A 23,741-nucleotide genomic window follows, 5' to 3' on the forward strand; every position below is an offset into this window, starting at 1 on the left:
GTGGACGATACCGCCCCCAAGCCGCCGGTAAAGCCTGCCAAGGTCGCCCGTCGTCCGGAGCGTCCCGTCGCCATGCCGCCGCAATCGGCGGTCAAGCCGTCGCTGCCCAAGGCCAAGGTCGCCAAAAAGAGCGTGCCGGCCGTGCCGCTCGCGACGACGCCGACGGCCGCCGACATCGTTCCGCCGCTCGCGTCGATCGTGCCCGCTTCGGTCGTGCCCGACGTGGCCGTCGAGGCGGCGCCGGTGACGCGCGAGCCTGCTCCCGAACTGCCGGTCGCACCGACTGCGGCCGCGCGACCACCCGTCGTCCCCACCACCGACCCGATCGCTGCGGCAACGACCGCGCCGATCGCTCCCCTCGCAGCGAAGGAAGTCATCATGGAAACGATCGAAACCGTCACCGCCAAGACCCAGACCGCGTTCGCCGACGCGACCGAGCGCGCCAAGGGTGCGGTCGAAAAGAGCCAGAAGATGTTCGAAGACGCGAACGAATTCGGCAAGGGCAACATCGAGGCGATGGTCGAATCGTCGAAGATCGCGGTGCGCGGTCTCGAAGCGCTCGGCCAGGACGCCGCCGCTTTCGCCAAGAAGTCGTTCGAAGAGGCGACTGCCGCCGCCAAGACGATGACCAGTGTCAAGTCGCCGACCGACTTCTTCAAGCTCCAGTCGGACTATGCCCGTTCGGCGTTCGACGCGATGGTGCAGCAGACCTCGCGCAACACCGAAGCCATGCTGAAGCTGGCCGGTGAAGTGGCGCAGCCGCTGTCGAACCGCGTGGCGCTCGCCGCCGAAAAGATGAAGGTCGTCGCGTAACCTGACGCAATGGACCGAAGAGGGGGCGGCCGCAGCGATGCGGTCGCCCCTTTTCGTTGGATGGCGGGCCGGGCGCCGTCAACTTTTGCGTGACCCCCTTGCCCCGGGCATGCCCGATGCCATATTTTCGCGATCCACATGATAGTTGAACCGATCACCATGGCCGAACGCCGCGACGACGGAACGGATGACGGCAACGACGGCGGCGCCGGCACGGGCCTCGCCACCAAGACGCGCACGCGCACCAAGCAGCCGACGCCCTATCGCGTCCTGATGCTGAACGACGATTACACGCCGATGGAATTCGTCGTGCTGTGCCTGCAACGCTTCTTCCGTATGAACATGGAAGAGGCGACGCGGGTGATGCTGCACGTCCACCAGAAGGGCGTCGGGGTGTGCGGCGTCTTCTCCTACGAAGTGGCGGAGACCAAGGTCGGGCAGGTCATCGACTTCGCCCGGCAGAACCAGCACCCGTTGCAATGCACGCTGGAGAAGGCGTGATCGCAGGTTTGCGCTCGCGCTAAGGCGCGACGACGGTTTGCGCGCAAACCGACATTCGCCATCTGCGTCATCCTAGGACCGATCGACATTTAATCAGTCCAAGATATGAAGAGGTGAAGATAAGACGGCTCGCGCGGAGGCGCGGAGGCGCGGAGGCGCGAAGGACGCAGAGGTGTCGCGTTTGCCGCGCGAGCGGCCTGTCTATCTCGGTCGAGGTCAAGGCGAAGCGCTGCCGCGCGCGTGACATCTCTGCGTCCTCCGCGCCTCCGCGCGAACAAAACTCTTCTTCTTCATGTCATTCCGCTCGTCGAAAAATCCTTCACGCCGGTGAATGTCGATCGGCCCTAGCGGAGTCTGGGATCACCCGATCATCGCGCTTTGGATGCCGCAGCCGCGCTGGCGCGCATTACCGCGCCGGTGGCAGCCAGCCGAGATCGATATGCTGTGTGCGATCGATATGATGCGCGGTGCGGGCGAGCGCGTGTTCGTTGAGGAAGGTGATCCGGCCGCCGTCGCGGGCCAGCAGGCCTTCGTCCTCCAGCTGGCGCAGCATGCGGTTGACGTGAACCGCGGTGAGGCCGGTCGCATCGCCGATCTGTTCCTGCGTCAGGCAGGGCGAAAAGCTGTCCTGCACGCTGGCATCCAGGCGTCGGTGGCGGTTGCGCAGGCCGATCAGCAGCGCGCAGATGCGCGCCTTGGCCGATCCGCGCCCCAGGTTCGCCATCCGGTCGGTCAGTGCGACGCGTTCGATCTGGTCGCGGACGAGCAACAGGCCGGCGATGCGCGGATGATCGACGATCAGCGCGGCGATCTGCGCGCGATCGATGATCGCGACGGTACTTTCGGTCAGCGCCATCAGCGTTTCGGGCGCGCTGCGGTAGACGAGCGCGGGCGTGGCGATGAGGTCGCCGGGGAACAGGAAGCGCAGGATCTGGCGGCTGCCGTCGGGCAGGATGATGTAGCTCATCAGCGATCCGTGGCGGATGACGAACAGCTCCGTCGCGCGGTCATGCTCGCGCAGCAACACCGCGCCGCGCCGCACCGTCCGCTCGCGCGTTTCGAGTCCGTCGAGCGCGCGCCGTTCGCTGGCCGATAGCTCTGTCAGTTCGCCGAGCCGGTCGGCGAGGCCACTGCCCACGCTGTATCATCCCCCTGAACCCCTGAGGCGCGGGGGTTAGCGAAAGGACAGAAACGCGTGCATTAAAGTCGATCAAGCGCGCGGCGTTCATTGGCAACTTGCACCCGTCGACCGGCGCGCTAGACGCTATGCTATGGACCGTATCCTTATCCGTGGCGGCAACCGCCTGTCGGGGCGCCTGCCGATTTCGGGCGCCAAGAATGCCGCGCTGACGCTGATGCCGTGTGCGCTGCTGACCGACGAGCCGCTGACGCTGCGCAACCTGCCGCGGCTCGCCGACGTCGACGGGTTCGGCCACCTGCTCAACCAGCTGGGCGCGTCGACCGCGATCCAGGGCACGCGGCCCGAGGATTTCGGACGGGTGATGACGATCCGGGCCGGGCAACTGACCTCGACCGAGGCGCCGTACGATATCGTGCGCAAGATGCGCGCGTCGATCCTGGTGCTGGGCCCCGTGCTGGCGCGCGCGGGCGAGGCGCGGGTGTCGCTGCCCGGCGGCTGCGCGATCGGCAACCGCCCGATCGACCTGCATCTGAAGGCGCTCGAGGCGATCGGCGCCGAGCTCGAGATGGCGGCAGGCTACGTCAAGGCGACCGCGCCCGGCGGGCGCCTGTCGGGCGGGCGCTATCGCTTCCCTGTCGTGTCGGTCGGCGCGACCGAGAATGTCGTGATGGCCGCCGTGCTGGCGAAGGGCACCAGCGTGATCGAGAATGCGGCGCGCGAGCCCGAGATCGTCGACCTGTGCAACTGCCTCACCGCAATGGGCGCGCGGATCGACGGCATCGGCACCGATACGCTGGAGATCGAGGGCGTCGACCGGCTGCACGGCGCGACCTATGCCGTCATGCCCGACCGGATCGAGGCGGGCAGCTATGCCTGCGCCGCGGCGATCACCGGCGGCAGCCTGGAGCTGGTCGGCGCGAATGCCGGCGACATGCAGGCGACGATCGACGGCCTGCGCGAGGCGGGCGTGACGGTGACCGAGACGCGCGACGGGGTGAAGGTGGAAGCATCGGGTCCGCTCGGCCCGGTGACGCTGTCGACCGCGCCCTATCCCGGCTTTGCGACCGACATGCAGGCGCAGTTCATGGCGATGCTGTGCAAGGCGGACGGCGCCAGCGTGCTGACCGAGACGATCTTTGAAAACCGCTACATGCACGTGCCCGAGCTGGCGCGGATGGGCGCGGACATCCAGGTTCACGGCCGCACCGCGGTGGTGAAGGGCGTCGATCGCCTGGTCGGCGCGCCGGTGATGGCGACCGACCTGCGCGCCTCGATGAGCCTGATCCTCGCCGGCTTGGCGGCGGAGGGCGAAACCGCGGTCGCGCGCGTCTATCACCTCGACCGTGGTTATGAGCGGCTGGAGGAGAAGCTGTCGGCGGTGGGCGCGGATATCGAGCGGGCGAGCGACGGGTAAGGTCGTTCCTTCCTTGCTAGGACCGATCGACATTCATTCACGCCAAGATACGACGAGGTGAAGATAAGACGGTTCGCGCGGAGGTGCGGAGGACGCAGAGGTGTCGCGTTTGCCGCGCGAGCGGCCTCTCTATCTCGGACGAGGTCAAGGCGAAGCGTCGCCGCGCGCGTGACATCTCTGCGTCCTCCGCGCCTCCGCGCGAACAAAACTCTTATTTCTTCATGTCTTTCTCCTCGTCGGAAAATCCATCACGACGGTGAATGTCGATCGGCCCTAAAGCGGGAGGGGGCTTCGGCATATACGACGCGCGCCGTATCCTCCCCCTCCGTCAGCGCTGGCGCGCTGCCACCTCCCCCCTGGCGGGGGAGGATTGATGCCAAGGGTCCGCGGCGCGATGGGCGGCTTACAGCACCCACCAGGCCACGGCCGTCACCGTGACCAGTGATAGAATCGTCGATATCAGGATCGCGCGGGCGGCCAGCGTCACCTCTTGCGCGTAGAGTTCGGCGACCATGAACGGGCCGGTGCCGGTCGGCAGCGCGGCGACGATCAGCGCGGCGGCGGCATAGGGCTTGGGGAGGGGCAGCAGCCACAGCGCGGCCAGCGTGACGAGCGGTTGCACCACCAGCTTGGCGACGACCGCGAAGCCCAGTTCGGCGGGCTCGCCCGTTCCCCGCCGCTGCGCGAGGAACATGCCGATCGTCACCAGCGCGACCGGGGTCGCCGATCCGCCCAGCATCTTTAGGACGGTCGCGGCCGGGGTCGGCAGGCCGAGGCCGGTCAGGGCGAACAGCGCGCCCGCGACCGGCGCGGCGACGATCGGGTTTCGCAATACCGATCCGAAGACCCGCGCGATCGTCGCGATCCGCAGCCCTTTGCCGTCGAGATCGACCTCGACCAGCACCAGCGAAAAGGCGAACAACGCACAGCTGGTCAGCAGCGCGGCGATCACCGCGGCGGCGAGGCCCTCCGGCCCTAACAGGCCATGCGCGATCGGGATGCCCATATAGGCACAGTTGGAAAAACTGGCGGTCAGCGCATCGAGCGAGCGGCGTGCCATGCTGCGGGGCAGGCCGGCGACGCGCGGGGTGGCCCAATAGGACAGCGCGAAGGTCGCGACCATGCCGATCGCGAACACCAGGGTGAAGCGCGGCTGCGCGAGCGTCGCCCAATCCGCCTCCGCCACGAAATCGAACAGCAAGGCGGGCAGCGCCAGCCAGACGACATAGGTGTTGAGGATGCTGACCGCGCCCGCGTCCAGGCCGCGCAGCCGGGCGAAGGCGAAGCCCGCCAGGATCAGCACGAAGATCGGCAGGATGGCGGCGAGGATCGTCATCGCGGGCGTTGCGGGTTGCGCGGGCGGATCAGGCGATCCGGTCCGGCACTTCCGCCGCATCCGCGGCGATCGCTTCGCTGGACGCGACGGCTTCCCATGGGAAGACGAACCAGTCCTTGACGACATCGCGATCGATGGTGCGCGCGGCGAACTCGACGCGTTCGGCCGAGCGGCTGTTGTCGACCAGCGTCGCGAAGCGGACATTGGCGGCATCGCCGTCCGCCGCGGCGAGCGCGGCGCGGACGAAGGCGATGGTGCGACCCGAATCGTTGATGTCGTCGAGGAACAGCAGGCGCTCGCCCGCGCGGGACCGGGCGGCAAGAGCGGCAAGGCCCGCCTGCGTCACCGCATCACTGTCGCGGGCGGACAGGTCGATCGAGCGCATCGGCGCGTCGATCGCATGGCTGAGGTAGACGGCCGGCACCAGGCCGCCGCGGCCGATGCCGACGATCGTGTCGGGGCGCCAGTCACCGGCGGCGATCGCATCGCGCAGGGTCAGGATGGCGGCGACGACGGCGTCGTGCGGGATGGGGGTGAACACGGGCATCCGCCCTTTTTGCCGCAATGCGGCACAGGGGCAAGCGTGGGGTGGTGCGGTGTGCGGCTCTCTACCTTCGTCATCCCGGCGGACGCCGGGATCCATGGATGCGGAACAGCCGTGGGGTGCAAGCTGCGGGTCGCGCCGTGACCATGGATTCCGGCGTGCGCCGGAATGACGAGGGAAGTGTGTCCGCGTTCATCCCACGGACATCGCCCATCAATGACGATGTGGTGCTGGCCTCAGCCCGCCGCCGCAATCGCGCGATAGGTGTTGCGGAGCGATACCTTGTCGATCTTTTCCGTGCCCAGTCGTGGCAGGGCGACCGTGGAGACCCAGATGCGTGCGGGCACTTTAAAGGCGGCGATATGGTCGGCGAGGAAGGCCTGTAGCGTCGCCTGATCGAGCGCCGGTTCGCCGCGCAGATGCACCACCGCGCCCGGCACCTCGCCGAAGCGGTCGTCGGGCAGGCCGAACACCGCGGCCTCCGCGACGTCGGGATGGGCGTAGAGCGCGGCTTCGACTTCCTGGCAGGCGATATTCTCGCCGCCGCGGATCACGATGTCCTTGGCGCGATCGACGATGAAGAGATAGCCGTCCGCATCGAGATAGCCGATGTCGCCGGTGCGGAAATATCCGTCGGCGGTCATGCACGCCGCGGTCGCCTCCGGCCGGTTCCAATAACCGAGGAAGTTGGCGATCGAGCGGATCGCGATCTCGCCACGCGCGCCCTGCGGCACTGGCGCGCCGTCGTCATCGAGGATCGCGAGCTCGACCAACGGGGCCGATGGGCGCCCGGCGCTGTCGGGCTTGGCGAGATAGTTGCTGCGCCAATTGCCGGTGCCGATGCCGTTCGTCTCGGTCAGGCCATAGCCGATCAGCGGCGCCGATCCGCCCATCTCCGCATCGATGCGGCGGACATGCTCGACCGGGCGCGGCGCGCCGCCCGCGGCGAAATCGGTGACGGTGGAGAGGTCGTAGGAGGCGCGATCGGGATGGGTCAGGATTTCGAAGCTCATCAGCGGCACGCCGACGAAATAACTGATCCGCTCCGCCTGAATGAGGCGCATCGCCTCGACCGCGTCCCATTTGCGCATCAGGACGAGCTTGCGTCCCATGGCGAAGCTCTGCAGCATCACCGGCACTTCGGCGGTGACGTGGAACAGCGGCAACGTCAGCAGCGTGGAGGGCTGTTCGGTCGGCGGATTGCCGTCCTGCGTCGCGAGGCCGAGCATCATCAGCGCCTGCGCCAGATAGTTGAACGTGCCCTGCACCACGCCGCGGTGATCGGCGATCGCGCCCTTCGACCGGCCGGTCGATCCGGAGGTGAACAGGATCGTCGCATGGTCGGTGCCGGCGACATCGGGCAACGCGGCATCTCCGCCACCCGCCGCGGTGATCGCGCCCAGCGCTTCGGCGAGCGGCAGCGTGTCGTCGATCGCCACCACCTGCGCCGACGATCCGGCCAGGCGCTGCGCGCGCGGGCCATCGGCGAACACGAGGCGCGCCTCCACCTCGTCGATCGCCGCGGCCAGTTCCTCCGCCTGCCACCAGCCGTTGAGCAGGGTGGCGACGCCGCCCGCCATCAATATGCCCATGTAGAGCACGATCCACGACGGCGAATTGCGCATGGCGATGCCGACCCGGTCGCCCTTGGCGACGCGGTGCGTGGCGACGAGGGCGCCGGCGACCGTGCGCGCGGCGGCATAGACGGCAGCGAAGGTCAGCCGTTCGTCGCCGGCGACGAGGAAAGTCTTGTCGGCATGCTCGTGGCAATAATGCGCGAAATAGTGCGGCAAGGCGGGCGGTGCGGCGGCGATGATCGGATAGCGGCGCCCGCCGCGCTCCGCCTCGCCCAGCGCCAGCATGCCCCCCGGCCCGGTCAGTGCCGCCATCGTGGCGTCCATCCGCTCGTCGAGGGTCGTCCGCATGCATGCTCTCCGCTTGGTCTTGTGCCTTTGCCCCACTATGCAGGGGCGAAACCCAGGGGGAAAGCCTTGATCCTGCCGTTGCTCGCCGCCGCCGCCCCACTCGCCGATCCGCTGGTGGGTTCCGGGGGTGGCCATATCCGCTTCGCCGATTTGGGACTTGATCCCATGGTGTTCCCCCACAGCAGTATTCCGCTGCGCTGGTACAGCCTTGCCTATATCGGCGGCATCTTGCTCGGCTGGTGGTATCTGCTGAAGCTGCTCGCCCAGCCGGGGGCGCCGATGGCGCGGCGCCATGCCGACGACCTCGTCTTCTACGCGACGCTGGGGATCATCCTGGGCGGGCGGATCGGCTATGTGCTGTTCTACGCGCCCGAGATGCTGCTGCATCCGGTGCGCATCCTGCGGCTGTGGGACGGCGGCATGAGCTTCCACGGCGGCGTCATCGGGACGTCGCTGGGGATCATCCTGTTCGCGCGCAAGCACAAGCTCGACTGGCTGCGCGTCCACGATTACCTCGCCTGCTGCGTGCCCTTCGGCCTGTTCTTCGGCCGGCTCGCCAATTTCGTGAACGGCGAATTGTGGGGCAAGCCCGCCGATGTACCCTGGGCGATCGTGTTCGAACGCACCGTGCCCTTCGGCATCCCCGAGCCGGCGCGCCATCCCAGCCAGCTGTACGAAGCGGGGATGGAGGGGATCATCCTGTTCGCCGTCCTGTGGTTCGCCTTCTGGCGCACCAAGGCGCGCTACCAGCCGGGCAAGCTCGTCGGGCTGTTCGTGCTGGGCTATGGCATCGCGCGGTTCATCGTGGAATTCTTCCGCGAGCCAGACCCGCAGTTCCACGGCACCTTCATCGAGGCGACGGGCATCCACATGGGCCAGTGGCTGTGCGTGCCGATGATCGCGGGCGGGCTATATCTGGTGCTGACCGCCAAGGGCCGCCGCACGCGGGTGGAACCGATCGCGGGGACGGAGAGCGTGGCCTGACGAAAGTCCTCCCCCGCCAGGGGGAGGTGGCAGCGCGACAGCGCTGACGGAGGGGGAGGGAAGCGGCGCACGCCGTTATAAACTGCGTCGCCTACCTCCCCCTCCACCATTCGGCTAGCGCCGAACGGTCCCCCTCCCCCTGGCGGGGGAGGACTGGAAGGAGCCTTGCGCCCACCGCCCGGCCACGGCATCTGCCGCATGTGACCGACGTGACCGATACCCCCGACGCTCCGCTGCCCGACCGGCTCGCCCGCGCGATCACGCTGGCGGGGCCGATGCCGGTGTCGCAGTTCATGGCCGCCGCCAACGCTCAGTATTATGCCACGCAGGAGGCGATCGGTGCGGGCGGCGACTTCGTGACCGCGCCCGAGATCAGCCAGATGTTCGGCGAGCTGATCGGCCTGTGGTGCGCCGACCTGTGGGACCGCGCAGGGAGGCCGGCGGCGGCGTGGGTCGAGCTGGGGCCGGGCCGGGGCACGCTCGCCGCCGATGCCCGGCGCGCGATGGCGAAGGCGGGGTTCGAACCGCCCGTTCATTTCGTCGAGACCAGCCCGCGGCTGCGCGCGCTGCAGGCCGCCGCGGTGCCGGGTGCGACCTTCCACGATTCGGTCAACAGCCTGCCGACGACCGAAGCCCTGATCGTCGTCGCCAACGAATTCTTCGATGCGCTGCCGATCCGCCAGCTGATCCGCCGCGCAGACGGCTGGCACGAGCGGCTGGTCGCCTGCCAGGACACGCTGTTTCTCCCCATCGCGGGCAAGCCCGTGCCGCCGGAGGTGCTGCCCGAACCGCTGCGCGATGCCCCCGCCGGGTCGGTGCTGGAAATTTCGCCCGCCAGCGTCACGGTGATGACCGCGCTTGCCCGCCGCATCGCCGCACAGGGTGGGGCGATGTTGGCGATCGATTACGGGTATGAAGGCCCGGCGCTCGGCGACACGTTGCAGGCGGTGCGCGGCCATGGCTTCGCCAATCCGTTCGACACGCCGGGCACGCTCGATCTCAGCGCGCATGTCGATTTCACCACGCTCGCCGCCGCGGCGCAGGGGGCGGGTGCGGTCGCCTGGGGGCCGATCTCGCAGCGCGATCTGCTGGGGGGGCTCGGCATCGACACGCGCGCCACGGCGCTGGCACGGGCGACGCCGGACAAAGCGGAGGCGATCCTGGCCGATCGCGCGCGGTTGATGAGCGATATGGGGACGCTGTTCCGCGCGCTGGCGGTGACGCGCGCAGACTGGCCGGTGCCGGCGGCATTCGGCGCATGACCGCGACGCTACGCACCCCCACGGTGGCCGATGCGGAGGCGATCGCCGCGCTGTTCGCCCAAAGCTTCACCGCGACCTTCGGGCATTTGTACGACCCGGCTGATCTTGCCGCCTTTCTCGACGGCATGACGGTTCCCGCGTGGCGGCGCGAGCTGGCAGACCCCGCCTTCACCTTCCTGCTCGCCGAGGAGGAGGGCCGTGCGGTCGGCTTTGCCAAGCTGGGGCCGCATGGGCTGCCGGTGACGCCGACCGGCCCGATGATCGAACTGCGCCAGCTGTACCTTACCGCCGACCAGCAGGGCAGCGGGCTTGCCGGGCGGATGATGGACTGGGTGATCGCCACCGCGCGCGATCGTGGCGCGCGCGAGCTGTTCCTGTCGGTGTACGTCGACAATCATCGCGCCCGTCGCTTCTACGAACGCTATGGCTTCGCGGACGTCGGCCGCTACACCTTCATGGTCGGCAATCACGCCGACGAGGATCATCTGATGCGGCTGGGCCTGTGAGCGACGTCGAGGTGATCCGCGCCCGCGGGCTCGGCGATGTGCCGCACGGTTTTCTCGGGCGGCGCGGCGGCGTGTCGCAGGGGGTGGTCGCGGGCCTGAACGTCGGCCTTGGATCGCAGGACGATCCCGTGGCGATTGCGGAGAATCGGCGGCGGGCGGCGGCGGCAGTATTGCCCGGTGCGCCGCTCGCATCGCTGTATCAGGTCCATTCGGCGGACGTGGTACGCGTCAACGCCGCCTATCCCGATGCCGAGCGCCCGCATGCCGACGCGCTCGTCACCGACCGGCCGGGATTGCTGCTCGGCATCCTGACCGCGGATTGCGCGCCGGTGCTGTTCGCGGATGCGCAGGCGGGCGTGGTCGGCGCGGCGCATGCCGGGTGGAAGGGGGCGCTGGCCGGCGTCACCGATGCGACGATCGCCGCGATGGAGAAGATCGGGGCGCGGCGCGATCGGATCGCCGCCGCGATCGGCCCGTGCATCGCGCGCGCCTCGTACGAGGTGGACGAGGGGTTCCTCGCGCGTTTCACGGCAGTCGATCCGGAGAATGAGCGCTTCTTCGCGAGCGGTCGGGACGAGCGCTACCAGTTCGACCTCGAGGCCTATGTGACGCATCGACTCGCTGCTGCGGGGCTGGCGCGGATCGAGGCGCTGGGGCTGGATACCTATGCGCAGTCCGACCGCTTCTACAGCTACCGCCGCGCGACGCATAAGGGCGAGCCGGATTACGGGCGGCAGATCAGTTTGATCGGATTGCCTGCGTAACCTTCCTCGTCATTCCGGCGCACGCCGGAATCCATGGACGCGAACGGCACGCGGTTCCTGTCCCACCGGCGGCATCGTCTCCATGGATCCCGGCGTGCGCCGGGATGACGAATGCAGGCGATAGACCCTTCGGCATACTAGTATCCAACGTTACCAGTCGGCGCTATGCTCTGTGGCAAAGGAGAGTATCATGCCCGATGAAGCACAGATCACCGGCGTCGGGGGCAATCTGCCCGCCAACACGCCGCAGACGATCGGTGACCGCAAGCTGAAGCCGTCGACGATGATGATGGGCCACGGCTTCGACCCGGCCTTGTCCGAAGGCGCGCTGAAGCCGCCGATCTTCCTAACCTCGACCTTCGTTTTCCCCAATGCCGCAGCGGGCAAGCGCCATTTCGAGGGCGTGACCGGCAAGCGTCCGGGCGGCGCCGACGGCCTCGTCTATTCGCGCTTCAACGGCCCGAACCAGGAAATCCTGGAGGATCGCCTGGCGATCTGGGACGAGGCAGAGGACGCGCTTGCCTTTTCGAGCGGCATGTCGGCCATCGCGACGCTGTTCCTCGCGATGACCAAGCCCGGCGACACGATCGTCCATTCGGGCCCGCTCTATGCCGCGACCGAGACGCTGATCGGCCGCATCCTCGGCAAGTTCGGGGTGAAGTGGCTCGACTTCCCGGCGGGTGCGACACGCGAGGAGATCGACGCGGTACTGACCGAGGCGGCGACCGGCAACGTCGCGCTGATCTATCTCGAAAGCCCGGCGAACCCGACAAACGCGCTGGTCGATATCGAGGCGGTGGCGGCGAGCCGCGACGCGATCTTCGCCGATGCGGCGGAGAAGCCGCCGATCGCGATCGACAATACCTTCCTGGGGCCGTTGTGGCAGCAGCCGCTGCGGCACGGGGCGGATATCGTGGTGTACAGCCTCACCAAATATGCCGGCGGCCATAGCGATCTGGTCGCGGGCGGCGTGCTGGGATCGAAGGCGCACATCAACACGATCCGTTCGATGCGCAACACGATCGGCACGATCTGCGATCCCAACACCGCGTGGATGCTGCTGCGGTCGCTGGAAACGCTGGAACTGCGCATGAGCCGCGCGGGCGAGAATGCCGCCAAGGTCTGCGCCTATCTGCGCACGCATCCGAAGGTCGAGCGCGTCGGCTATCTGGGCTTCTTCGGCGACGAGCCTGGGCAGGAGCGGCAGGCGGACATCTATCGCCGCCATTGCTCGGGCGCCGGCTCCACCTTCTCGCTGATCCTGAAGGGCGGCGAGGCGGAGGCGTTCCGCTTCCTCGATGCGCTGCGCATCGCCAAGCTCGCCGTGTCGCTGGGCGGCACCGAGACGCTGGCGAGCCATCCGGCGGCGATGACCCACCTGTCGGTGCCGCAGGAGCGCAAGGACGCGCTGGGGATCACCGACAGCCTGGTGCGCATCTCGATCGGCGTCGAGGATGCCGACGATCTGATCGCGGACTTCGCGCAGGCGCTCGACGCGATCTAAGCGACGGGCGCCCCTCCCGATTTCAGGAGGGGCGCCCGCCATCAACCCGCTTCCGCCCGCCGCACGGCCCCGGTAGAGCCGCTGCATGGCAGGGATCAGCAGGCGCAAGGTGATCGTCGCGGGAGGCGCGGGCGTCGGGCTGGTCGTCGCCTGGGGGCTGTGGCCGCGCGCTTATGCCCCGAACCTCGCGACGGCACCCGGCGAGACCGCGTTCGGCGCATGGCTGAAGATCGGCGACGACGGCCATGTCACCGTCGCGGTGCCGCAGCTGGAGCACGGGCAGGGCGTCTATACCGCGCTGGCGCAGGTGGTGGCCGACGAACTGGGGGCCGACTGGCGGACGGTCGGCGTCGAGGCGGCGCCGATCAACCCGCTTTATGCCAACCCGCTGGCGCTCGAATCACTGTTCGAAGGCACGCTCGCGCGGCTGCCGCAGCATCTCTACGACAGCTATGCGCAGCGCAGCGACGCGATGCTGACCGGCGGATCGACCAGTCTTCGCATGTTCGAGGACGATGCGCGCACCGCGGGCGCGACCGCGCGGGCGCTGCTGTGCAAGGCGGCGGCACGACGCTGGGGCGTCACCTGGACCGATTGCAGCGCGGAGGCGGGCTTCATCGTCCACGGCCGCGACCGGCTGCGCTTTGCGGCGCTGGCGGCGGAGGCGGTGCGCGAACGCGTGCCCAGCCCGTTGCCGGTCGGCGTTGCGGGTGCGGGCAAGCTGGCGGGACAAGCGGTGCCGCGGATCGACGTACCCGCGAAGGTCGATGGGTCGGCCAGCTTTGCGGGGGATATCCGCTTGCCCGATATGGTGCATGCCGCGATCCGGCAGGGGCCGATCGGTGATGCGCGGCTAGTCGCGGTCGACCGCGCCGCGGCGGATCGCATCCGCGGCGTGCTGGCGGTGGTTGAGAACCCCAAATGGGTGGCGGCGGTCGCGACGACATGGTGGGCGGCGAATCGCGCGCTGGAGGCGCTCGCGCCGCGCTTCGCGAGCGACACGCCGCTCGCCGACGATGCCGGGATCGACCGCGCGCTGACCGAGGCGCTGGCGGCACCGGGGCAGACCATGGCCGCGACCGGCGACCCGGCGCGGTTGCTGGAGGGCGGTGGCGTCGTGTCGGCGGACTATCGCGTCGGGCCGGGCGTGCATGCCGCGCTGGAGACCGCGAGCGCGGCAGCGGCGTATCGCGACGGGCGGCTGGAGCTGTGGCTGCCCACCGCGGCCCCCGCGGCGGCGCGGGCGGCGGCGGCGCGCGTGGCGGGTCTGTCGCCGGGGGCGGTGGTGATCCACCGCACGCTGTCGGGCGGCGACTTCGGTGCGCGGCTGGAGACGGTGATCGCCGAACAGGCGGCGTTGCTGACGATGCAGCTGAAGCGTCCGGTCAATCTCGTCTGGTCGCGGGGCGAAGAGACGCTGCACGATCGCTTTCGCCCGCCCGCCCGCGCGACGTTGCGCGCGCGCTTGTCGAGCAACGGCGCCATCGCCGCCTGGGACGCAGCGATCGCGGCGCCGGCGACGGGCCATGCGCTTGCCCGGCGGCTGCTGCCCGGCGCGGGCGCGCTGCTGGGGCGCGGCGATCCCTATGCGGTGGCGGGCGCGACGCCGGTCTATCGCATCCCGGCCTATGCCATCGCGCATCATCCGGCCGACATCGGCATCGAGACCGGGCATCTGCGCGGCGGCGCGCACGGCTACACCGCCTTCTTCACCGAATGCTTCATCGACGAGCTGGCGCATGTCGCGGGCACCGAACCGTTATCCTACCGGATCGGCATGCTGGGCGGCGAGCCGCGGCTGGCGCGCTGCCTGACGACGGTGGCGGCGCTGGGCGGCTGGGATGGTGGCGCCGACGGATCGGGGCAGGGCATCGCCGCACATGCCTTTCGCGGCAGTCGCATCGCGGTGCTGGCGGAGGTGTCGGCGGAGGATGGCGGGCGAATCCGCGTCGACCGCCTCGTCGCGGCGGTGGATTGCGGGCGGATCGTCAATCCCGACCTCGTTCGACAGCAGATCGAAGGCGGCCTGATCTTCGGCATGGCGCAGGCACTGGGCGCGTCAACCGGTATCGCGAAGGGGCGGACGCGCGCACGCGGCTTTGCGGGGCTCAACCTCCCGCGGCTCGTCGACAGTCCCGACATCGTCGTCGAACTGATCGCATCGGGCGAGGCGCCGGGCGGGGTTGGCGAGCTCGGCGTGCCTGCCGTCGCGCCCGCGATCGCCAATGCCGTCTTCTCCGCGACCGGTAGGCGACTGCGCACACTGCCGCTACAGCCGGTGTCATGACGATTCCCGCCGGCCATCCCGCGATCCCGCCCCGCAAGATCGGGGTATTGCTCACCAATCTCGGCACGCCCGATGCGCCCGATCCGAAATCGGTGAAACGCTATCTGGGCGAATTCCTGTCCGATCGGCGCGTCGTCGAAATCCCGGCGATCGCGTGGCAGCCGATCCTCCGCGGCATCATCCTCAACACCCGCCCGAAGAAGTCCGCCCATGCCTATGGCCTGGTGTGGAGCGATGAAGGGTCGCCGCTCGCCGCGATCACGCGTCGGCAGGCACAGGCGCTGACGGACGCGTTCGGCGAGGGCGTGATCGTTGATTATGCGATGCGCTACGGCAATCCGGCGATCGCTGACCGGCTGGCCGCACTCAAGGATGCCGGGTGCGAGCGCATCCTGATCGCGCCGCTGTATCCGCAATATTGCGCCGCCACGACCGCGACCGCCAACGACAAGGCCTTCGCCGCGCTGGCAGGCATGCGCTGGCAGCCGGCGATCCGCACGCTGCCGCCGTATCACGACGACCCCGCCTATATCGCCGCGCTGAAGGCGAGCATCGAATCGCAGCTCGCGAGCCTCGATTTCGTGCCCGAGCGGATCGTCGCCAGCTTCCACGGCATGCCGAAGCGGACGCTGGAGCTGGGCGACCCCTATCACTGCCACTGCCAGAAGACCGCGCGGTTGCTGTCCGAGGCCTTGAATCGCGAGCTTACCATTGCCTTCCAGTCGCGCTTCGGTCCGGCGAAATGGCTGGGGCCGGCGACCGACGAGACGCTGGAGGCGCTGCCCGCGCAAGGGGTGCGCAAGGTCGCGGTGGTGGCGCCAGGCTTTTCCGCCGATTGCCTCGAAACGCTGGAGGAACTGGCGATCCGCGGGCGCGAAAGCTTCATTGCGGCGGGCGGGACGGACTTCGCCTATCTGCCCTGTTTGAACGATGGCGCGCCGGGGATGGCGATGCTGCGGACGTTGCTCCACCGCGAGCTGCAAGGCTGGATTCCGTAACGAAATATGGAAATACCGGTCCGGCCCCGGTTCCGCCATTGCCACCGTCCGGGCGCCCGCCTAGCGTCCCACCGAACGTCTAACGGGAGAGGTTGGAATGGCCAGAGTAGCGATCGTCACCGGTGGTACGCGTGGCATCGGCGAGGCGATCAGCCTTGCCCTGAAAGAGGCCGGCATCACCGTCGCCGCCAATTATGCGGGCAATGACGAACGGGCGCGCGAGTTCACCGAGCGGACGGGCATCGCCGCCTACAAATGGGACGTCGCGGATCACGACGCCTGCCAAGAGGGCTGTGCGAAGGTCGCGGCGGACCTGGGGCCCGTCGACATCGTCGTCAACAATGCGGGCATCACGCGCGACGGCACGATCCTGAAGATGACCTACCAGATGTGGAAAGAGGTCATGGACACCAACCTGGGCGGTTGCTTCAACATGGCGAAGGCGACGTTCCCCGGCATGCGCGAGCGCAAGTGGGGGCGGATCGTCAACATCGGTTCGATCAACGGTCAGGCAGGCCAGTACGGCCAGGTGAACTACGCCGCGGCGAAGAGCGGTATCCACGGCTTTACCAAGGCATTGGCGCAGGAAGGCGCGCGCGCCGGCGTGACGGTGAACGCGATCGCGCCGGGCTATATCGACACCGATATGGTGGCGGCGGTGCCGAGCGACGTGCTGGAGAAGATCGTCGCCAAGATCCCGGTCGGTCGCCTGGGCCAAGCCAGCGAAATCGCGCGCGGCGTCGCCTTCCTGTGTTCGGAAGATGCGGGCTTCGTGACGGGATCGACGCTGAGCCTGAACGGCGGTCAACATATGTACTGACGATGCGAGGGGCGTAGCCCAGGCTACGCCCCGATGCGCGCCAGGCGCGTACGCATCGGCACGGCCGGCGGGTCGCCAAGGGCGAACCCGTCCGACGACGGCTTTGCCGGCGTCCTGATTGGTGGGTGTCGTTTCCCGAAAACGCTCCGTCACCCCGGACTCGTTCCGGGGGCCACCGGGCCGCGGGGGAGCGCCCGAGCCTCTTGCCTTCCCCCTCGCCGCGAAGTGGACCCCGGACCAAGTCCGGGGTGACGGCGTGGGCGGGGCGAGGTCACGAATCTCGCACACAACACAAGGCCCGGCCTTCCCGAAGGAAGACCGGGCCTCGCACCCCGTTACGCTACGCGGGGCTTAACGCTTACCGGCAATAGCCGGGGCGATCCGAGCGCTCGACCGCGCGGCCGGCGAGGGCACCCGCACCGGCGCCGAGGACGGTGCCGAGCGTGCGGTCGCCGCGAGTGTCGATCGTGCGGCCGAGCAGGCCACCGGCGATCGCACCGAGCACCGTACCGGTGGTGCCGTCGTTGCAGCGGCGGGCGTAGCCGCGGTCGCGGTAATAGCCACGGTCGCCGCGATAGACGCGATCGTCACGATAGCCGCGGTCATAGGCGTAGCCGCGATCGTAACCGCCGTAATAGCCGCGCTGCGCCGAGGCGGCGCTAACCGGCACAAGGGCCGAGGCGGTCATGGCGAGCGCGGCACCGGCGAGGCTCAGGGTCTTCAGCATGGGTCTTCTCCCGTCCGTAATCTGTCCGTTTCGACGGCGATGCGGGGGGCACCTGCCCGTCGTCGATGGATGTCTTTTGCCCGAGTCGCGTTGACCCGACCCTGAATGCGCCCGTTATCGTCCGTTCAGGCAGAGCAAGGGTGCCGCCTGCCGTTCCGCACCCTATGAGGCGCGGCATGCGTGTGCTGTTCGTCATCCTGGCGGTGTTGCTGATCGTCCCCGGCTGGGCGGGGGAAGAACGCCTGCCGCTGTTGGGGCGGCACCCCGAACTGACCGCGCGGCGCGTCGATCTGGACCCCGCCGATCCGTCGCGCCGGCGGCTGGGATCGCTGACCTATCTGGGCGGTGCCGAGCTGCGCAGCCGCGATCCGGCGTTCGGCGGCTATTCGTCGCTGCGGGTGGAGCGACAGCCGAACGGCGACCGATTCACGCTGCTCAGCGATGGCGGCAATATCGTCGCCTTCACGATGGGCGCGGACTGGCGGCCGCATGGCGTGCAGTTTCAGAACCTGCCGCAGGGACCGGGCACGGGCTGGGAGAAGCGCGACCGCGACACCGAATCGATGGCGGCCGATCCGGCGACGGGGCAGATCTGGGTGGGGTATGAGCGCTATAACGCCATCTGGCGCTACGCTCCCGGTTTTGCGCGCGCCGAGGCACAGGGCACGCCGCCTGAGATGGCGCGCTGGCCGATCAATGGCGGCCCCGAATCGCTCGCGCGCCTGCCGGACGGACGATTCGTGACGATCAGCGAGGATGCCCATGTCCCGCCGGCGCATTGGACGGGCGCGGAGGCGGAACGGCTGCACAGCCGCACTGCGTTACTCTTCCCCGGTGATCCGATCCGCACGCGGCCGATCTATTTCGCCTATATGCCCTATGGGCGATACGACCCCGCAGATGCGACCGCCTTGCCCAACGGCGACCTGCTGGTGCTCGATCGGGCGTTCCGGCTGCCCTTTCGGTTCAGCAATCGCCTGTCGCTGGTGCCGGCGTCGGCGATTCGCGCGGGCAGCGTGGCGCGCGGGGAGTTGCTCGCGACGCTCGATTCGCCGCTGATTCACGACAATTTCGAAGGCGTCGCGACGACAATCGAACATGGCGCGACGATCGTCTGGCTGGTATCCGACGACAACCAATTGCCCTTGCAGCGGACGCTGCTGCTCAAATTCCGGCTCGATTCGCGCTGACGGACCGCGCCCGGCCCGGGCTGTTCGCGCCGCCATCACCAACGCCAAAAGCCCGCCGCTCCGGGGGAGCAGCGGGCCTTGGCAAGCCGGAAACGGACGGCGCTGTCGGCCGCTTACGCGGCGGCGGCGGTCGCCGACAGCTTCTTGACGATTTCGCGCTTCAGGCGGCGGCAGCGCAGCGACAGCTTGTCGTCACCGGTCTTCACCAGCCAGTTGTCGAGACCGCCATTGTGCTCGACCGAGCGCAGGCCGTGGGTCGACACGCGCAGGCGCACGCTCTTCTCGAGCGAATCAGACATCAGCGTGACGTTCTGCAGGTTCGGCAGGAACGTGCGCTTGGTCTTGTTGTTGGCGTGGGAAACGTTGTGACCCACCTGCCGGCCCTTGCCGGTCAGCTCGCAAATGCGCGACATGGCTTTAAATCCTGAATTCGGTTGCCCGGAAAGCCGGCGCCACTAGCGGCTTCGCGGCGATCCGTCAACCATGGGGCGATCCGCGCACCGTCGCACGCCGGGTGCAACGGACTCGGACACGCGGCGTTGTTACGCCATCGTAAAGGTCACGAACAGGGGACGGTTCACATGCGCACGTTGCTGGCATTGCTCGGGGTTATCGCGCTTATCGTCGTGGCGCTGATGTATTTCGGCTTCATCAATATCGATCAGACGCGCCCGGCCCTGGTGCAGGCGCCGCAGTTTAAGGCCGACGTCGCGCGCGTCAGCGTCGGCACCGAGAAGAAGACGGTCGAGGTGCCGACCGTCAACGTCGAACGGCCGGGCAACGCCCAATAAGGGGCGCTTTCGCGAATCGGGGATCGGGGGCAGGAGGGAGAGATGTTTCCCCTGCCGCCCCCCATGCGACGCGCTCTCGACGCGGCCGCCGCCGCCGCCGCGGCCGGCGAGGTGCCGGTGGGGGCGGTGCTGCTGTGGCGCGGCGAGGTGATCGCCGAGGCGGCCAATGCACCGCGCGCGCTGTGCGATCCCACCGCCCATGCCGAAATGCGCGTGATCCGCGAGGCCGCGGCGCGGCTGGGCCGCGAGCGGCTGGAAGAGACGGATCTGTGGGTGACGCTGGAGCCCTGCGCGATGTGTGCAGGGGCGATCGCGCATGCCCGGATCGGGCGGCTCTATTATGGTGCAAGCGACCCCAAGGGCGGGGCGATCGAACACGGGCCGCGGTTGTTCTCGCAACCCACCGTGCATCATCGGCCAGAGGTGTACGGCGGCATCGGCGAGGCGGAGGCGGCAGCGCTGCTGCGGGCCTTCTTTCGCGACCGGCGGTAAGCGGGTTCGCGCGAAGCCGCTAAGACGCGAAGAGGTCGCGCTGTGGGGCCGCGTTGGTCTGTTGCAGGGATGGTGCGCGCAGAGGCGCGGAGGGCGCAGAGGCGGTGTGCGTTAGGTCGGCGCAGCCTGCTTCTCATGTCATGAGGGGCACCTGACGGTGCCATAGGCGGGCACCTCTTGGCGTCTTCGCGTCTTCGCGCGAACCAAATCGGTGCCGCAGCGCGAGCGCCTTCGCGCAAAACCCCGCCGGCACCGATGGCACCGGCGGGCAGAGGCGTCTTACTGACGCAGGTCGTTCTGCGAGATCGGCACGATCTTGATCTCGACACGACGGTTGGCAGCGCGGCCGGCTTCGGTGTCGTTCGAGGCGACCGGGTTGCTTTCGCCGAAGCCGCGCGTACCGATGCGGGCGGCCTGCACCCCATGCGCGGCCAGATAGTCGGCGACCGACACGGCGCGGCGTTCCGACAGCTGCTGGTTGTACGATTCCGAGCCGGTCGAATCGGTGAAGCCGTACACGTCGACGAAGGTCTGGTTGTACTGCGACAGCGTGTCGGCAACCTGATCGAGCGTGCGCTGGAACTGCGGCTGCACCGCGGCGCTGTTGTAGCCGAAGGTGATGCCCGACGGGATGTTGAGGATCAGATTGTCGCCTTCGCGCGTGACCTGCACGTCGGTGCCGGCGGTGCGGGCGCGCAGATCGCGTTCCTGCTTGTCCATGTACGCGCCGATGCCGGCCCCCGCGAGGCCGCCGATGCCGGCGCCCAGGATCTTGGCGGTACGATCGTTGCGGCCGCCGACGAGGTCGCCGAGCAGATAGCCGCCGAGCGCGCCGCCGATGCCGCCGATCGCGGTCGACGAGATGCGGCGCTGGCCGGTTTCCGGATCGGTGGTGCAGGCGCTGGTCGTAACGAGCGCCGTGAGCGCAGCGGCGGCGAGGAATTTGGAGCGCATGATGTCCCTTTGCTTACAATTGGCCTTCGTCTGGGGGGAATAACTCAGGTCCGAAGCGGCTTGTTCCGCCTGCGATCTGAACGGTGGATGAGCCGGGGGCCGATGCGCGGGCTACGCACTTTCCGCGGCCACGGTGCAATCAGGCGGTTGTCGCGGCCGGACTTGTACGGCAAAGACACGTCACGCCGATGGCACCGCTTCCGCCCTTTCCCTGGATCGACGTCCTCATCATCCTCGCGCTCGTCGCGTTGAACGGCGTATTCGCGATGAGCGAACTCGCGATCGTTTCGTCGCGCAAGGCGCGGCTGGAGGCGATGGCGCGCTCGGGGCGCAAAGGGCCCGCCGCCGCGCTGAAACTCGCCGCCGATCCCGGCAAGTTCCTGTCCTCCGTGCAGATCGGCATCACGCTGATCGGCATTCTGGCGGGTGCCTATTCGGGATCGAGCCTGGGCAGCCCCACTGCCGCGCGGTTGCAGCTGCTGGGCCTGTCGGCGCATACGGCCGAAACTCTCGGCTTCGCGCTGGTGATCGGCCTCACGACCTATGCCTCGCTGATCATCGGCGAGCTCGTTCCCAAGCAGTTCGCGCTGCGTAAGCCCGAAACGGTCGCCAGCCTGGTGGCGCTGCCGATGCGCTATATCGCGCTAGTCTGCGCGCCCCTCGTCTGGGTGCTCGATTCGTCGAGCGCGCTCGTCTTTCGCATCCTCGGCCTCAACCGCGAATCGGAAGATCAGGTGACGGCGGAAGAGCTGCACCTGATCGTCGCCGAAGCCAGCAAGTCGGGCGTGATCGAGGAGCATGAGCGCACGATCATTTCCGGCGTCGTCCGCCTCGCCGACCGGCCGGTGCGTGAGGTGATGACGCCGCGCACCGAAGTCGACTGGCTTGACTGCAACCTCGACGCGGACCGGATCCGCGACATCCTGCTCGCCACGCCGCATACCCGGTTGCCGGTGGCGGAGGGCTCGGTCGATGCGGTCGTCGGCGTCGTGCAATCGCGCGACATCGCGTCTGCACTGTTCCGCGGCGAGCCGCTCGACCTCAAGACGCTGATGCGCAAGGCGCCGGTCGTGATCGATCGGATCGACGCGATGGACGCGTTGATCGCGCTGCGTCAGGCGGAAGTGCCGATGGCGTTAATCCACGACGAATACGGCCATTTTGAAGGGATCGTGACCCCGGCGGACCTGCTCGCCGCGATCGCCGGCGAGTTCGCGAGCGATGCCGATCCCGACGAGGCCCCCTCCGTGGTGGTGCGCGACGACGGATCGTTGCTGGTTGCCGGTACGATGGCGGCCGACGCGCTCGCCGAACGGCTGGGCATCGACCTGCCCGAGGATCGCGATTACGCGACCGTCGCCGGTCTAGCATTAGCCGCTTTCCGCCATTTGCCGGGCGAGGGCGAGCATTTCGAGGAACAGGGCTGGCGATTCGAGGTCGTCGACCTCGACGGCCGCCGCATCGACAAATTGCTGGTCAGCGAAATGTGATGGGGCCGGCTGGCATGCCGGTGGCGTCCGTTTCGATGCTTTCTCGCTAATATAAGGCAAGGTCCGCCTGGCGTAGGACAATTCGTCCCATCGACGGCGGGGCCGGGCGTGCCCACCTATCGTGGATGGAACAGCCCGACACGCCCGCCAAGCCCTCCACATTCCGCTGGATCCTGCACTGCGGCTGGAAGGGCCTGTGCCCGCGCTGCGGCGAGGGGCGGATGTTTCGATCGTGGCTGAAGATCGTCGATCGCTGCGAGCATTGCGGACTCGACTATCGCTTCGCCGCGCCGGACGATGGCCCCGCCTTCTTCTCGCTGTGCATCATCGCGCTGCCGCTGATCTTCTTCGTCGTGTGGCTGCAAGTGGCGTTCGAGCCGCCCGTCTGGGTGCATCTGATCACGTCGGTGCCGGTGATGGTCGCGGGGACGCTATTGCCGCTGCGCCCGATCAAGGGCTGGCTGGTCGCGTCGCAGTTCGTCAACCGCGCGCAGGAGGCGGGCACGCAAGGCCTGTGGCGCCGCCTGCACGGCACCGACGACGTGACCAACGATTTCGATCAGTAAGACGGCCGGTTACAGCCGACCGAAGACGCGTTCGAACCCGGCCGTGTCGCCCGCGGCGAGGAAGCGGGCTTGTTCGATCCAGCGGTCGCGCTCCATCCGGCCGGCGAACGGTCCCAGCTGCGCATCGAGTGCCGCAGCCTGTTCCGCGCTGAGCGCGGCGACCTGACCCACCGTGCTGATGCCGAGTTCGCCCAGCCGCGCGGCGAGCTTGGGGCCGAGGCCCTTCAGCGTCGATACGGGGGCATCGGCGGGATCGGCAGTGACGGGCGCAGGCGCTGCCGGAGCGGACGCGGCTTCCTGCGCCGGTGCCGCGTCCAGCGGTGCGCTGGCGGCGATCGGTTCGTCGGCGATCGGGTCGGTCGCCGCGGGCGCGGGATCGGTCGCCTGCGGTGCCGGAGGGGTGACGGGCGGGGTCGTGACGGGCGCGGGGGCCGCTACCGAAGCAGGTGGCGGTGGCGGGGCTACCGGAGTCGGTGCGGGCGTGTCGTCCGCGGTCCGCGCCACTTCGGCATTATGTTCGGCGATGTCGCGCTCCGCCGTGCGGCGCTGCCGCTTCAGGCGGATGCCCCAGATGATCGCGACGATCGTCAGCAGCGCGAAGATGGCGATGATCGCCAGATGCGCGGCGGTAAAGGCATCGGTGGTGCTGGGGATCAGACTGGCGCCCGAGGCGCCGCCGGCGGAGGCGGTGTCGTTCATGCGTATGATCCTAGCGATGGCGTGCCGAGGGGG

Annotated in this window: 24 protein-coding genes; 16 read left to right on the forward strand and 8 right to left on the reverse strand. The window is 68.6% G+C overall.

The features are described from left to right. Both phaP and clpS read left to right on the forward strand, forming a co-directional pair. On the forward strand, positions 1-813 hold the full coding sequence (phaP, locus tag SPHME3_RS0105240) for a phasin family protein (protein ID WP_017980327.1): 813 nt from the start codon (positions 1-3) through the stop codon (positions 811-813). A 159-nt stretch (positions 814-972) separates the two neighbouring features. Further along, positions 973-1,314 (forward strand): ATP-dependent Clp protease adapter ClpS, encoded by a 342-nt coding sequence (clpS, locus tag SPHME3_RS0105245; RefSeq protein WP_017980326.1) that lies wholly within the window; start codon positions 973-975, stop codon positions 1,312-1,314. A gap of 406 nt (positions 1,315-1,720) precedes the next feature. Here the strand turns inward: clpS and SPHME3_RS0105250 are convergent, their stop codons facing one another. Next, positions 1,721-2,452: a Crp/Fnr family transcriptional regulator gene (locus SPHME3_RS0105250; RefSeq protein WP_017980325.1), complete on the reverse strand. Its 732-nt coding sequence runs from the start codon at positions 2,450-2,452 to the stop codon at positions 1,721-1,723. Between the two features lie 133 nt (positions 2,453-2,585). Here SPHME3_RS0105250 and murA point away from each other — a divergent pair, with 133 nt between their 5' ends. Beyond that, positions 2,586-3,869 carry a UDP-N-acetylglucosamine 1-carboxyvinyltransferase gene (murA, locus tag SPHME3_RS0105255; RefSeq protein WP_017980324.1) on the forward strand — a complete coding sequence of 428 codons (1,284 nt, stop codon included), beginning with the start codon at positions 2,586-2,588 and terminating at the stop codon, positions 3,867-3,869. Positions 3,870-4,272: 403 nt separating this feature from the next. Here murA and SPHME3_RS0105260 read toward each other — a convergent pair whose 3' ends face one another. The 3 genes from SPHME3_RS0105260 to SPHME3_RS0105270 all read right to left on the reverse strand — a co-directional run bounded on the left by SPHME3_RS0105260 (position 4,273) and on the right by SPHME3_RS0105270 (position 7,674). Further along, positions 4,273-5,205, reverse strand: a complete 933-nt coding sequence (locus tag SPHME3_RS0105260) for an AEC family transporter (protein ID WP_017980323.1) — start codon at positions 5,203-5,205, stop codon at positions 4,273-4,275. A gap of 28 nt (positions 5,206-5,233) precedes the next feature. Continuing rightward, positions 5,234-5,752, reverse strand: a complete 519-nt coding sequence (locus tag SPHME3_RS0105265) for a phosphoribosyltransferase (RefSeq protein WP_017980322.1) — start codon at positions 5,750-5,752, stop codon at positions 5,234-5,236. 233 nt (positions 5,753-5,985) lie between these two features. Then, complete coding sequence (locus SPHME3_RS0105270; protein ID WP_017980321.1) at positions 5,986-7,674, reverse strand: class I adenylate-forming enzyme family protein; 1,689 nt, start codon at positions 7,672-7,674, stop codon at positions 5,986-5,988. 66 nt (positions 7,675-7,740) lie between these two features. On the opposite strand from SPHME3_RS0105270, the gene lgt reads away from it, so the two are divergent. The 8 genes from lgt to phbB all read left to right on the forward strand — a co-directional run bounded on the left by lgt (position 7,741) and on the right by phbB (position 16,799). Next, complete coding sequence (gene lgt / locus SPHME3_RS0105275; protein WP_017980320.1) at positions 7,741-8,658, forward strand: prolipoprotein diacylglyceryl transferase; 918 nt, start codon at positions 7,741-7,743, stop codon at positions 8,656-8,658. A 200-nt stretch (positions 8,659-8,858) separates the two neighbouring features. Continuing rightward, the gene (locus tag SPHME3_RS0105280) at positions 8,859-9,920 is read left to right on the forward strand and encodes a class I SAM-dependent methyltransferase (protein WP_017980319.1); all 1,062 of its coding nucleotides are present in this window, start codon (positions 8,859-8,861) and stop codon (positions 9,918-9,920) included. Beyond that, complete coding sequence (locus SPHME3_RS0105285) at positions 9,917-10,426, forward strand: GNAT family N-acetyltransferase (protein ID WP_017980318.1); 510 nt, start codon at positions 9,917-9,919, stop codon at positions 10,424-10,426. Before SPHME3_RS0105280 ends, SPHME3_RS0105285 begins: the two co-directional genes overlap by 4 nt. Then, positions 10,423-11,190: a peptidoglycan editing factor PgeF gene (pgeF, locus tag SPHME3_RS0105290; RefSeq protein WP_017980317.1), complete on the forward strand. Its 768-nt coding sequence runs from the start codon at positions 10,423-10,425 to the stop codon at positions 11,188-11,190. The genes SPHME3_RS0105285 and pgeF overlap by 4 nt, the downstream gene beginning before the upstream one ends. Before the next feature lie 190 nt (positions 11,191-11,380). Continuing rightward, a complete protein-coding gene (locus tag SPHME3_RS0105295) occupies positions 11,381-12,694 on the forward strand; it encodes a cystathionine gamma-synthase family protein (RefSeq protein WP_018250601.1) in 1,314 nt (437 codons plus the stop codon). 85 nt (positions 12,695-12,779) lie between these two features. After that, a complete protein-coding gene (locus SPHME3_RS0105300) occupies positions 12,780-14,981 on the forward strand; it encodes a xanthine dehydrogenase family protein molybdopterin-binding subunit (RefSeq protein ID WP_017980315.1) in 2,202 nt (733 codons plus the stop codon). Continuing rightward, positions 14,978-15,979 carry a ferrochelatase gene (hemH, locus tag SPHME3_RS0105305; protein ID WP_017980314.1) on the forward strand — a complete coding sequence of 334 codons (1,002 nt, stop codon included), beginning with the start codon at positions 14,978-14,980 and terminating at the stop codon, positions 15,977-15,979. Before SPHME3_RS0105300 ends, hemH begins: the two co-directional genes overlap by 4 nt. A 97-nt stretch (positions 15,980-16,076) precedes the next feature. Next, positions 16,077-16,799: an acetoacetyl-CoA reductase gene (gene phbB, locus SPHME3_RS0105310; RefSeq protein ID WP_017980313.1), complete on the forward strand. Its 723-nt coding sequence runs from the start codon at positions 16,077-16,079 to the stop codon at positions 16,797-16,799. Positions 16,800-17,157: 358 nt separating this feature from the next. Here phbB and SPHME3_RS0105315 read toward each other — a convergent pair whose 3' ends face one another. Then, positions 17,158-17,526, reverse strand: a complete 369-nt coding sequence (locus SPHME3_RS0105315) for a glycine zipper 2TM domain-containing protein (RefSeq protein ID WP_017980312.1) — start codon at positions 17,524-17,526, stop codon at positions 17,158-17,160. A gap of 176 nt (positions 17,527-17,702) precedes the next feature. Here SPHME3_RS0105315 and SPHME3_RS0105320 point away from each other — a divergent pair, with 176 nt between their 5' ends. Beyond that, positions 17,703-18,716, forward strand: a complete 1,014-nt coding sequence (locus SPHME3_RS0105320; RefSeq protein ID WP_017980311.1) for an esterase-like activity of phytase family protein — start codon at positions 17,703-17,705, stop codon at positions 18,714-18,716. 113 nt (positions 18,717-18,829) lie between these two features. Here SPHME3_RS0105320 and rpmB read toward each other — a convergent pair whose 3' ends face one another. Next, positions 18,830-19,129 carry a 50S ribosomal protein L28 gene (gene rpmB / locus SPHME3_RS0105325; RefSeq protein WP_017980310.1) on the reverse strand — a complete coding sequence of 100 codons (300 nt, stop codon included), beginning with the start codon at positions 19,127-19,129 and terminating at the stop codon, positions 18,830-18,832. Between the two features lie 168 nt (positions 19,130-19,297). Here rpmB and SPHME3_RS0105330 point away from each other — a divergent pair, with 168 nt between their 5' ends. Further along, positions 19,298-19,507, forward strand: a complete 210-nt coding sequence (locus SPHME3_RS0105330) for a hypothetical protein (RefSeq protein WP_017980309.1) — start codon at positions 19,298-19,300, stop codon at positions 19,505-19,507. A 63-nt stretch (positions 19,508-19,570) separates the two neighbouring features. After that, on the forward strand, positions 19,571-19,999 hold the full coding sequence (locus SPHME3_RS0105335; RefSeq protein WP_017980308.1) for a nucleoside deaminase: 429 nt from the start codon (positions 19,571-19,573) through the stop codon (positions 19,997-19,999). Positions 20,000-20,278: 279 nt separating this feature from the next. Here SPHME3_RS0105335 and SPHME3_RS0105340 read toward each other — a convergent pair whose 3' ends face one another. Further along, positions 20,279-20,953 (reverse strand): OmpA family protein, encoded by a 675-nt coding sequence (locus tag SPHME3_RS0105340; protein ID WP_018250602.1) that lies wholly within the window; start codon positions 20,951-20,953, stop codon positions 20,279-20,281. Positions 20,954-21,141: 188 nt separating this feature from the next. Here SPHME3_RS0105340 and SPHME3_RS0105345 point away from each other — a divergent pair, with 188 nt between their 5' ends. Continuing rightward, positions 21,142-22,443: a hemolysin family protein gene (locus tag SPHME3_RS0105345; protein ID WP_017980306.1), complete on the forward strand. Its 1,302-nt coding sequence runs from the start codon at positions 21,142-21,144 to the stop codon at positions 22,441-22,443. Positions 22,444-22,568: 125 nt separating this feature from the next. Further along, a complete protein-coding gene (locus SPHME3_RS0105350) occupies positions 22,569-23,009 on the forward strand; it encodes a DUF983 domain-containing protein (protein ID WP_017980305.1) in 441 nt (146 codons plus the stop codon). Positions 23,010-23,018: 9 nt separating this feature from the next. On the opposite strand, the gene SPHME3_RS0105355 is transcribed toward SPHME3_RS0105350, so the two are convergent. Continuing rightward, the gene (locus SPHME3_RS0105355) at positions 23,019-23,708 is read right to left on the reverse strand and encodes a hypothetical protein (protein ID WP_017980304.1); all 690 of its coding nucleotides are present in this window, start codon (positions 23,706-23,708) and stop codon (positions 23,019-23,021) included. Positions 23,709-23,741: the final 33 nt, after the last annotated feature.

The sequence above is a fragment of the Sphingomonas melonis DAPP-PG 224 genome (genome assembly GCF_000379045.1).
GTDB classification, from domain to species: Bacteria; Pseudomonadota; Alphaproteobacteria; order Sphingomonadales; family Sphingomonadaceae; genus Sphingomonas; species Sphingomonas aquatilis.